Here is an 11051-nt window from a genome sequence, read left to right on the forward strand (position 1 = left end):
GATTTCAATCTCGCTCAATCTCGCGCTTGTCATGTTTCTGGGGCTTCTCGCCTTCACCATTGTGATCATGCGCTTTCGCGCAACCCAGCTCAATCTCCTGCTGTTTGGATTTGCCAACACCCAGCGCCTCGCGCTGTTTTCGGCATTATCGCAAGCAAGCTGGCAAGACATCCAATCGCGCCGAGATAGCGATATTGAACACGCGCTGACAGGTGAGATTGATCGCATTACCGGATGCGCCTACAGCGTCTTGAATTTCATCCAAGCTGCCATTTTTGCCTCCATCTACATTTTGTTCGGCCTCGCCATTTCGTGGCAGATGATGGTGTCTCTTATTTTGGTGAGCGCTCTTTTGTGGCTCGGCATGACGCCATTCCTACGAAGATCTGCGCGATTGGGCCAAACCCTGCAAGAAAATCGCGGCCAACAATACCAGTTGATTTCAACGTTTCTGGCAAGATTAAAACAAGCCCGCGTGTCCAACACCGAGCAACAGCATCTTAGCGAATTCCGAGAAGCTGCGGACAATCACACGTCTGTTTCACAATCCTTCGCCCGCCTAACAGCCACCGCACACGGCATGTTTCAATTCGGCATTGCCGTCGCTGTGATCCTGTTCCTGATCGTCAGCCTACAAATCCTTCAGCGCCCTATCCCCGAAGTCGTCGTCCTTTTGGTGGTCGCCCTGCGCGTGGCATTGCGCGTACAGGTCCTTCAAGGATCAGCGCAGTCCTTTCTGGCAGAGCGCCCTGCCTGGCGGCATATCCAAGATCTTACGAAACGGTTTGAAAAATCTGTCGCCGCAGCGCCAACCGTCAAAGAACCCGTTCCTGAAATTGGGAATTGCCTAGAGCTCAAAGACGTCTCTTTTTCATATGAAGAAAATGAAACCTCCGCGATCTCTGACGTCACTCTAAAGATCGAGAAAGACAAGATCACTGCTTTGATTGGGCCATCGGGCTCCGGTAAAAGCACGTTGGTCGATCTCATGCTTGGCTTGCTTGAGCCGAAGAATGGCGAAATCCGTTTGGACGGTCTCCAGATGCAGCCAGAAATGTTTGCGAGCTGGCGCGATCAGATTGCCTATGTGGGCCAAGAAGCCACGCTTATTAATGGCACAATCCGGGACAACCTCTGCGCCTATGTCAGCGAACCGCCTGACGAAGACGCAATTGCCGATGCACTCTGGCTCGCGAATGCCGAGGATTTCGTCATGGACCTGAACCTTGGGCTGGACGAACCTGTGGGCGAGCGCGGCGCCTTGTTGTCTGGCGGTCAGCGCCAGCGCGTTGCGATCGCCGCTGCGATGTTGTCTTTCCGTCCGGTGCTTATCTTAGATGAAGCGACAAGCGCGCTCGACTGGGAGTCTCAGCAGGTCATCCTGAACGGGCTCAGTCATCTTACCAATGCTGGCACAACCATCTTGCTGGTCGCCCACCGTCCATCGGTCGTGCTGTCCGCTGACAATGTCTATGTCCTAGACAACGGGCGCATTCGGGAATCCGGTGCATTGTCGGACATTATGGAAGACAAAGACGGCTACCTTGCCCGGATGATCCAAAGCGAAGTGAAAAGCTGAATTATTGAGAGTTCGCTGTTTGAACGTCTGTGGCGGTGTCAGCCGAAACGTCTTCTTCAACATCAAGATTTTTGCGACGTTTCCGCGTTTCGTTGGCCACCATAAAATACACGACCACAAGCTGCAAAAGCTGCGCAACAACAAGTGTCACGATCCCCGCTAGAAAGATACGGCCTACTGATACACCCATGACGGCAAGCAGAATGCTCTGAGCAATCAGGAAAAGGATCAGCCCGAAAAGGAACAACTTCAGATGCAAAATCGATCTCTTTTGGTTTTACGCGATACCCACAGTGGGTAAGGAAAACTAATAAGATCTCAATTGCTAGTCAATGTAAGCGTTATATTCGTTTAGATAGCTGACGCTGTCCGCTTCTGAAGCATAGTCGTTCATCTTTTTCATATCGACTTTGTTGAGAACCACACCCAGGAGCTTTTCACTGATCTTTGGGTCTTTGGACAACAGGCCTTTGAGCAGGCTAATTGTTGTTTTGCCCCATTCGGCAATTACAATCAGCTGGTCGAAGGACCGCAGCAACGCCCTTGTATCAATGACCGGCCCCATCGGCGCAAGGTCGAGCAAAACAATATCGTATTTTAGTCGAATGTCGTCCAAAAGGTCATGCATCTTCGTGCTCGCCAGCATTTCAGGTCCGTAAGCGAACTGCGGGGATTTATTACATGGCAGAACATCGACATTCGCAGAAGAGATCGGCTTCACTGCGGATTGCCATTCGGCAGCACCAGATAAAACTTCAATCAGGCCGGACTCGTTGGCCCCGACCATTTTCGTCAAACCGGAACAATAAGGGTCCGCGTCGATCAAGCACACGGATTTCCCGCTCGCCGCAAACACGGTGGCCAGATTCAAGGTTGACAGCGATTTACCCTCACGGGGTCGGCTCGATGTCACCGCAACCACGCGACCACGGGTGTTGCCACGCAGCGGTGAAGACAGATCACTTGTCAGAACGATATTTCTGAGCGTTTCAGAATACTGGCTGCGCAAGTTGTGCAATGCGAACAACTGACTGGAAACCGGAGCGCCGTCTTGCCATGGGTGGGGTTCTGAACGCTTTGCGTCACCATCGGAAGTTCTCATCTGCCGCTTACTCATAAGCGGCAAATATCCTAGAAATGGCACACCCAATGACCGGGTCACATGATCAGACGTCCTTACAAATCGATCACGCCACTCTTTAAAGGCAATAATGACCGCCGCCAGAATCAGACCGAGCACGAAGTAAATCACAATAGATTTTTTCAGGCTTGGACCCGCAGCATAAGGGGACACGTTTGCATAATTTAGCACCCTGACATTAGACACCGGGAAACTACGCTGCTGGTCGATTTCCCGGAAACGCGTCAAGTAAGCTTGGTACAGGGTCGAAAGCGTTTCCGCCCTTTGTTCCAACGATCTTAGCTTCACTTGCGCCGGACCCGCAGCCGCATCTTTGGACACCGCAATACCAAGGCTTTCGCGCAGGGCATCCACACGAGCTTCAGCCAGACTTTCGTTCCCGCGCGCCTGTTCCACCAAACGCAGCATTGTCGAATAGAGCCGCTCCGCAGCCTGAGACACACGGTTTTCATTTGCAGCAATCCGTGCGGCATTCCCCAATTGTTCAGCTGCACGCAAATCGCTTAAAGCATCCGAAAGCGTGCGCTGGCGCGCTCTAAAGTCATCATCTCTGATTTCAGGGATGCCACCGGGCACACCTGCTTTCAGTGCATCCTGACCCGCTTCCACCGCTGCGCTAAGAGCCGAGGTCATCGCGCCGGCGCGTGCCAATTCTGTGATTGCTTCGGATAGATCACTATTGAGCCTATCCACCGCGTCTGCCGACATATGCTCAGTGTTCGAGCCTACAATCAGACCATTCTCTGCGCGAAACATCTCGGCTTCGATCGCGGCTTGCTGCGCGTTTCCTTCCAACTCGGTCAGCCGAACCTGCATCCACTCTGTCATACGTTCTGTGGCCGCATAGTTCGCGTTCAACACGTCAGACACATAAACATCGGCAAATGTGTTCACGATGTTGGTCGACAGCACCGGATTTGAGGACCGGTAATAAATCGAAAACGCAGAGCTGTTGCCGACGCGGCTCACCGAAAGTCGCGCTTGCAAAATGCGTACCGCACTCTTGATTCTAAGCTCAGCAATATCGGCTTCGGTCGGCGCAACCGGAGCCGCAACCACGGGGACAGGAGGTGAAATCATATTGGTCACCGTGCGAATACCACTACGAATGGTTCCGATGACTGTACCCATGATCTGTGTTGATAGCCCAATTGGAGGCGACATAAACGCGGGCTCGTTCGTCAGATCAAGCCGCTCAACAACGGTTCGCGCCACATCATCGGACAAGATCACCAAACGCGCACTTGCCATGGCAACATTGTCGGTCGCATTCTTGTTGACGTTGGAAACCTGCTGGATGGTCCGTTCGATGTTTTGGTCAAGCAACACAAGCGCACGCGCATCGTAGTATTTCGGCGTCGTTAAAGTGATCGCTGCGCCTAACATGACCAAGATCGCGGCGCAGAACATGATCGTCTTACGTCGACGGTACAGAAGGTTCGTAATCTGCGTGAAATCGACAGTTGTGCCAGCATCGGGATCCCGAAGAGCCCCCGATCCGCCATTTAGGTTGAAGCCTATTCTACTCAATCGTCTCAAACCTTCTTCGTTCCCGTCGCCGCGTCGTCAGCGCCGTAAAGTGTAATCGCGTTCTGGCCCAGACAGCCTGAAAGCACTCCGAGATGCATCGCGCCACGGATAAGCGCTTTGTTTCGGCGGGCTGGCGAGACGACGGTCAGCAAAGCCGAGATGGCGCAAAAACTTGTCTTTGCACCCGCGACAGATGCTTTCGTAATTCGTTTGAGGAGCCCCTGCCCTTCGCTAATCAATTGCCCATGTGTCTGGCCCATCCTAAAACGTCTGGTCGCCAACCACCTGAAACTTGCCCTGTTTTCAGGCACGGTTTCACAAACGAGTGCATTTTTCGCAAAAGCAATACGCCCACCGCGCGTTTGATAGGCAGAAAAGAAAGCGCTGTCCTCGCCTCCAGACCGGCCGCGCTGCAAATCAAAACGCAGACCAGAGAGCTTAGAGTTCTGTAAATCCAAGAGAACATTGCATGTGTAACCCGTATGGCCGTTGCCGAACTCGTCAACGTCGGGATACGTGTCATGCAAACTCTGAGAGCGAAGCCAATCGGGCGCGGTGTCTAAATAATCAGCTTGGACCGGCCCAACAACAACGCCTTCCCCGCTTTGTTTGTGACGCTCCCACAAAGCAATCAGCCAGTCTGGCGTCACCACTTCATCATCGTCAATGAAGACGAGGTAAGACATCGCATCACGCCGCACTTTGTCGAGGATGGCGTTGCGAGCGATTGATATGTTGCGTTCAGGCGCGTGGATATAGGTCACCGGGAATTCAGACTTCGCATTTTCCACGGCGAACTTGGCGCTTGCGCTGCCGTCGTTATCGGCGACCAGAATAGAAACGGTTACATCTGCAGGAACGTTTATTTTTCCGACAGCTTCAATGGTGTCGACAATATGTGCCCTGCGAAATGTGCAGATGCCGATAACAATATGATTTTGTATATAGTCCAATTGTCTAAGCTTTATTTTATAATGCGCTGGTACCAAAATCCGGCGGACCAAGCGGCGTGCATCAATCCGGCAACAAAACCTGCAGCCGCATCAACCGCCTTTCCTGAGCCGACTGAAATCATCACCCCAGCCACGAAGCACCCGGCCAGCCAGAGCATCAAAGGAAACGCAAAAATCGGGCTCACCGGAACCAAAAGGGCCAAAAGAAGCGCGGGGAACAACGCCGCGACAATCAATTGCCGCTTCGCCAATCGCATCCGATGCTTCGCCACATTGCGCGCGCGACCGCGCCCGAAGTTAAAATACTGACGCCACAAAGATTGAAGCGTAGACCGCGGGTGATACAGCACCTTCGTGCGCGAGGTCAGCCAAATCTTGTGGCCTGCTTGAACGAGGCGATAATCCAGCTCCGCGTCCTCATTGTGAGAGAACGTCCCGTCATAACCGCCAACCTCACGAAACGCGTCAACACGCATTAAAGCATGGTGCCCATGTCCCACCCATTCACCGTCGCTGGCATTCCGATGCGCAGAGCCGCCATTGCCGAAGGGAGAGTTCTGTGCCGAGGCAATCACCTTTTGCGCGCCCCCCTGCCCCACTGCCACCATCGATGTCACAACACTCGCCGCACCTGTCCGTTCGGCTTCTTCTAAAAGCACATCACAATAATCCGCAGGGTATTCCGAATGCGCGTCCAAACGGATGACAAAATCATAACCATCGCCATAGGTCTCAACAGCCAGATTAACCGCCGCGCTTTGCAGTCGGGCCGGGTTTTCCAGTAATTGCACCAGCGAGTTTTGTTCTGAGATGGCACGCACGATCTCTCGTGTTCCATCGGTGGAACCGCCATCGGCGATGATGATCGGCGCGTTTCGTTCTAATGAGAACGTTTCGAGCCCTGCAATTACGCGGGCAATGTGATGCTCTTCATTGAGGGTCGGAATTACAATAAAGACGCGCATTTCATCCATCCATAACCGGCTGGCCTGACGTGTTAGGCTCATGTTTCAAATTCGAGAGAGTTTTCACCAGGGCGCGGCACTCCGATTGATCCGTGACCCACTTACCCAAGTTTTGTGACAAAACGTCTGTGCGCATCGAATTGATCTGCACACGCTGTACTTGGGACATCGCCTGGGCCAAAGTGTCCAGACTGATGTCATCCAGCACCAGGCCAATGCCAATGGCTTGAAGACGCGCTGCAATTGCGGTTCCATTGAGACCAATTGGGATCGCTCCGAACAACGCTCCTTCATAAAGACGGTTTGGCAATAGCCAGTCAGAGTTCCCTCCGCTGTCAAACCGGTCAATCATCCAGACAAAGTCACACTCCGCGTAGATTGATGGAAGATCATCAGGCCAGCGATATGCACCGCCGAATTGCAAATCTGGGTTCGCTTCAACGGTTTCATGAAAGTCAGGCATCTGGTCCAAGGCAGGACGCCCGCGCATAACAATCTCAAACTGGCCCGGCAAAGCGCGGGTCAAGGCATCCAGCTGGGAAAGCGTCCAAGAACATCGCAGAATGCCGAACCATCCGATTGCAATTCTCTCAGGCGAAGCCACCTGTCTTTGCGGTCTCGGACGTTCAAGCATCTGCCCGTCTCTCAAGAGCACTTTGTTTTCAATCAACAGCGTGGGAACATCCGGCATCTCAAAGGCATCGAGGTAATTGGTTTTAAATGCCTCAGAAGAGATCATCACCAAGTCGGTAGACTTCAGCATCCAAGCCTCAACGGCTCGAACCGCTTTGCTTTTGGCAGACTGCCCGTGTTGCAATCGATGGATATCGAGCAATTCATAGACCAATGGAATATCGCCACCCCAATGCGCTTTGAGCCGCAGACCCAAGGCCAAAGCCTCCATGTTGCGCGCTACAATCACATCTGGTCGCTGCAAGCCTGAACGCTTTATTGTTCGCGGAAGAAATGGAAGGTTGGACACAACCCGCCAAATGCGCTGTTTGAAGTCCCCGTCCCGCGTTGTGCCAAGGGAAAGAGCGCTATGCGCGCGATCAACCTGTTTGCGTTCAAAGCCCACGACATCGACAGTGGCACCACCCCGTTCAAACATGTCCTTGCGCCGCCAAATTGCTGCGTCATCCAAGTCGTGAGCGAGGTATAGGATGTTTAGTGGCTCTCTCATTTCACACCCGCCGCTCATTTAGGTCCGGGGTCAACGTTATCGAGTGCTGTATGGTGTGACTTTGGCCGAAAAAGGCGCGTAGACGCACCGCATAGGTCATTGCGACCACAGTTAAGACGGTTTGCTTATGAAATTGCCCAAAGAACATGACCTCAGAGTTCATGAGGATGAGCGTAAAGATCATCAGCGCGGCTAAGAACCCGGTCTCAGCCGAAGGGTCTTCTATGGACCAACGCACAAGTCGAAAGAAAGCAGCGAAGAACAACAGTCCCATAACGGTCACGCCGATCAGGCCAACCTCTACTGCGTTCGAAATCAATGTATGGTGGAAATGAAACCCCTGTTTGGAAGCGATCCCAAACTCCTCCCACAACATCTCAGCTGTCGGGTTTCCCGGAACCCAATAGCCCTTGTATCCAATCCCCAACAAAGGTCGTTGCGCAATCTCTTCAAACGCAATCGCCCAAAGCTCCGTCCGACCGGTAAGGGTTACGTCTTTGCCGGTCGCATCCAACAGGATTTGCTGAAAAACCGAAAAGTTAAACGTAACCGCGAGCGCAACCAAGGTCACAGTTAGAAACAATATCGTTAACGCGAAAACCTTCGCCATGTCCGGGAACCGAGACAGCAGCTTTAGCCCAACCATTGCCGCGCAACTGCCAGCGGTTGCAACTAGAGCGCCCGCGGAATTCGCTTTCACCAACAGGATCGCGGCAAGGCCCAAGCAAGCAAAAGCCGGCAAGGTTATCCCTCTGCGTCGCCCATATAGAACGCCAGCGAAACCAGCCATGACCGCGCAGGCTGCAAACTGCGAGAAATCATTCTTTGACCTAAACACACCGACCCAAGCACCATTTGCCGCTGTGCGCCCAACAAGAATGCTCAGAACAATGACAACCAACGAAACCCAAAGAACCGTTTTATAGAACGCTGTCGCCGACAAAGCGGACGCAGCGGTTATGGCAAAGGCAAAAGTAATGCCCAACTGGATCGCAAGTCGTAGTGTTTGACTCGGCGCTGGTGACCATAAGGTCGAAAGCAAGCACAGCAGCAAATATCCCCAAAGCAACAAGTTAAGCGCTGTATCTTCAACAAGTTTCGAACCGCGAAGCCAGAGGATAAGAAATGTCATCAAAAGCAACAGCAGAGCCGCCATAGACCCAAAACGGGTCACCATATGAGCGGCAAAGAAGCCAACGCCAAATGTCACGGCAAATACGTTTATGGAATAGCGCGCCTCTGTCATTTCAAGTCGCACACAATTGACTCCGGAAAGTGGCAAGGTGAGCCGAGCGGAGTGTATGCAAACCGGTCTATTTCCAGACCAACTGCACCTTCTGGTCGGCGGAAACGACCAAGCCATTTTGGATTCTTTTCGCCAGCCCAATGGCTGAAATAGATTTTCATGGGCAAATAAGGCACGCCATCGCTGTTCTCACGCACCAGCACACCATCAATGTACCAGCGCAGTCTGCCTGGCTCCCAGACAAAAGCATAATCGTGGAACTCGGAAGTCGGATTCGGCGATTGAACGCTACCACCTTCACCAAAATCGTTTCGATTGACGAAGCGATTCAACCACACTTCATCGGCGGACTTAGTCAGAATCTCGAAGTCGATCTCGTGATGAGGTTGCCCATGTACGCGACCAGCATAGGCAAAAAAAGCCCCGTTTCGCCCAGACCCAGGTTCAACGCGCATACGCGCTTCAAAGGTCCCATACAGAAAAAAGGCACGCGTCTGGATTTCCGAACACAGATAGCCATCGCCGTGCGCAAAGTAATTTAAGGTCACCACATCTTCGGCAGTGTCCGAGACCGCCTGCCGTGCCCAGTAGCAGTTTTGATGGGACCCGTTGGTCCACCCGTCTGACACATACCAACGGCGCTCAGAAAAGCTTTCAAACTCTTCATAAAAAGGGTCTGGGCTCGGCTTGTTTTGGGCGATTGCCGCAAGCGAGCTAAAACCAAAAGTAAGGACGTAAAATAAAACGCGAAGAAACATTGCGGACCTTCATTGCGACCACGTTTCGAAACGACCAGATTCGGCCTGAGAACTCCATGTGATTGCGAAAATGGGCATTGATGTATGCTTCTCGTTGTCCCGAACAGAAGCGTCACAACGGCGTCATGCCCAGCAATTAATCACAAATAAAATTCGAAGAAACCGAACCAGACTGATAAACTCGAGGTTGGGTAACAAGGGCACACGACACTGATATGAAGATCTCGGTTATTATGGCGAACTACAACGGCGCCAGATACCTTCCGGCCGCCATTGCCTCGCTGCAAAGGCAAACGGTGCAGGACTGGGAACTGATCATTTGCGATGACGCGTCAAATGATAACTCTGCGAAAATCGCCCAGAACGCGGCGGCTTCTGACGATCGAATTAAGTTCGTCGCAAACCCGTCCAACAAAGGCGCTGCGGCGGCAAGAAATCTCGGGCTAGACGCTGCTGACGGCGACTGGATCGCAATTGTAGACAGCGACGACTTGCTGCACCCACAACGGTTTGAACAGATGCTGGAATTGGCGCAAGCCGGTCATCCGTTGATTGCCGATGACCTTCTTTATTTCTCTGAGTCCGCAAGCGCCGCAGGCCGTACACATCTTCAAGCGCTTGACCTAACAGCACCCAAGCAATTCGACTTTAACGAGGTGATGCTCTCGGACATGCCCAGCAGCCCGACCCCAAGCTTAGGCTACACAAAGCTATTCGTTGCAAAATCATTGGTCGATGGACTGCGATACGATGAAAGCATGAAGGTGTCAGAAGACTTTGACTTTCTTTTACGACTGTTGGCACGCACGCCATCTCTGACCGTCATGCCTGACCCGATGTACCTCTACCGGCGACATACTTCATCATTGTCTTACAGATCCTCGGTAGAGATCGCTCTCGCAACCAGCACCGCACATGACAGAATGCTCAAGTGGATACCGGAAGGCGCAGACATCAAAGCAGCCCATGCGACACGCAGTGCGATACTCGACCATCGCCTCGCATTTGAAGAACTTGTCGCAGACATCAAAGCGCGCCGAGTAAACTCCGCCCTCTCAAGACTCGCCAAGCGCCCTGCTCTATTGAAAGATCTATATCGAAGTGCCCGTGAAGGATTGAAACGACGCCTTGCGCAACGATCACAACAACCATCAATTGTCTCATTGCCACCGAAATCTGTTCAAGCTTCAATTCCAACCAACGGCATCTGGCCAAACCCGCCTCACAGTGTCGGCGCTGCACTGTCACTCGGCGCGCGCAGCGCCGACCTCTCGCCTTGGTTTCAGTTGTTGGCAGCGGAATTGGATCATGCCACTGGCTAAGTTCACACCGCTGCCAACCTTAAGATATCATTCTGCGGCGTGGCCGTAGCCCTGAGACAGAACATTTTCATCCAGAAACGCCTGCAAATCATCACGCAGATCTGGGCGATCCAACGCAAAGGCAACCGTCGCCTGCAAGAAGCCAGCCTTAGAGCCGCAGTCAAACCTACGCCCTTCAAAGCAGAAGCCATGCACAGGGTTTTCGGTCCCAATCTCTGCGGCAATCGCATCGGTCAATTGGATTTCACCACCCGCACCAATCTTCTTGTCATTCAGACGATCCAGCACCTGCGGTCCCAAAATGTAGCGACCGATGACGGCGAGGTTCGAAGGTGCGGTACCCGCGACGGGCTTTTCAACCATGCCTTTGACCT

Annotated in this window: 10 protein-coding genes; 2 read left to right on the forward strand and 8 right to left on the reverse strand. The window is 52.7% G+C overall.

Going from position 1 to position 11051, the window contains the following annotated elements:
- Positions 1-1579 (forward strand): ABC transporter ATP-binding protein (locus tag TA5113_RS12790; RefSeq protein ID WP_131726489.1); only part of this gene is annotated, 1579 nt, incomplete at its 5' end.
- Between the two features lies 1 nt (position 1580).
- Here TA5113_RS12790 and TA5113_RS12795 read toward each other — a convergent pair.
- The 7 genes from TA5113_RS12795 to TA5113_RS12825 all read right to left on the reverse strand — a co-directional run bounded on the left by TA5113_RS12795 (position 1581) and on the right by TA5113_RS12825 (position 9355).
- Positions 1581-1838: a hypothetical protein gene (locus TA5113_RS12795; protein ID WP_058316761.1), complete on the reverse strand. Its 258-nt coding sequence runs from the start codon at positions 1836-1838 to the stop codon at positions 1581-1583.
- 66 nt (positions 1839-1904) lie between these two features.
- Positions 1905-4250, reverse strand: a complete 2346-nt coding sequence (locus tag TA5113_RS12800) for an AAA family ATPase (protein ID WP_165589423.1) — start codon at positions 4248-4250, stop codon at positions 1905-1907.
- 5 nt (positions 4251-4255) lie between these two features.
- Positions 4256-5203 carry a glycosyltransferase gene (locus tag TA5113_RS12805; protein ID WP_058316536.1) on the reverse strand — a complete coding sequence of 316 codons (948 nt, stop codon included), beginning with the start codon at positions 5201-5203 and terminating at the stop codon, positions 4256-4258.
- Between the two features lie 11 nt (positions 5204-5214).
- Complete coding sequence (locus tag TA5113_RS12810) at positions 5215-6168, reverse strand: glycosyltransferase family 2 protein (protein WP_082638127.1); 954 nt, start codon at positions 6166-6168, stop codon at positions 5215-5217.
- A gap of 1 nt (position 6169) precedes the next feature.
- Positions 6170-7351: a glycosyltransferase gene (locus TA5113_RS12815; protein WP_058316538.1), complete on the reverse strand. Its 1182-nt coding sequence runs from the start codon at positions 7349-7351 to the stop codon at positions 6170-6172.
- Between the two features lies 1 nt (position 7352).
- Entirely contained in the window at positions 7353-8609 is a 1257-nt protein-coding gene (locus TA5113_RS12820) for an O-antigen ligase family protein (RefSeq protein WP_165589424.1), read from the reverse strand.
- Positions 8594-9355 carry a family 16 glycosylhydrolase gene (locus TA5113_RS12825; protein ID WP_058316540.1) on the reverse strand — a complete coding sequence of 254 codons (762 nt, stop codon included), beginning with the start codon at positions 9353-9355 and terminating at the stop codon, positions 8594-8596. Before TA5113_RS12825 ends, TA5113_RS12820 begins: the two co-directional genes overlap by 16 nt.
- Positions 9356-9570: 215 nt before the next feature.
- On the opposite strand from TA5113_RS12825, the gene TA5113_RS12830 reads away from it, so the two are divergent.
- Positions 9571-10677 (forward strand): glycosyltransferase family 2 protein, encoded by a 1107-nt coding sequence (locus TA5113_RS12830; RefSeq protein WP_058316763.1) that lies wholly within the window; start codon positions 9571-9573, stop codon positions 10675-10677.
- A 27-nt stretch (positions 10678-10704) separates the two neighbouring features.
- Here the strand turns inward: TA5113_RS12830 and TA5113_RS12835 are convergent.
- On the reverse strand, positions 10705-11051 hold a 347-nt coding region (locus TA5113_RS12835; RefSeq protein WP_370736446.1), incomplete at its 5' end, for a sugar phosphate nucleotidyltransferase.

It is taken from the genome of Cognatishimia activa (assembly GCF_001458335.1).
Lineage (GTDB): Bacteria > Pseudomonadota > Alphaproteobacteria > Rhodobacterales > Rhodobacteraceae > Cognatishimia > Cognatishimia activa.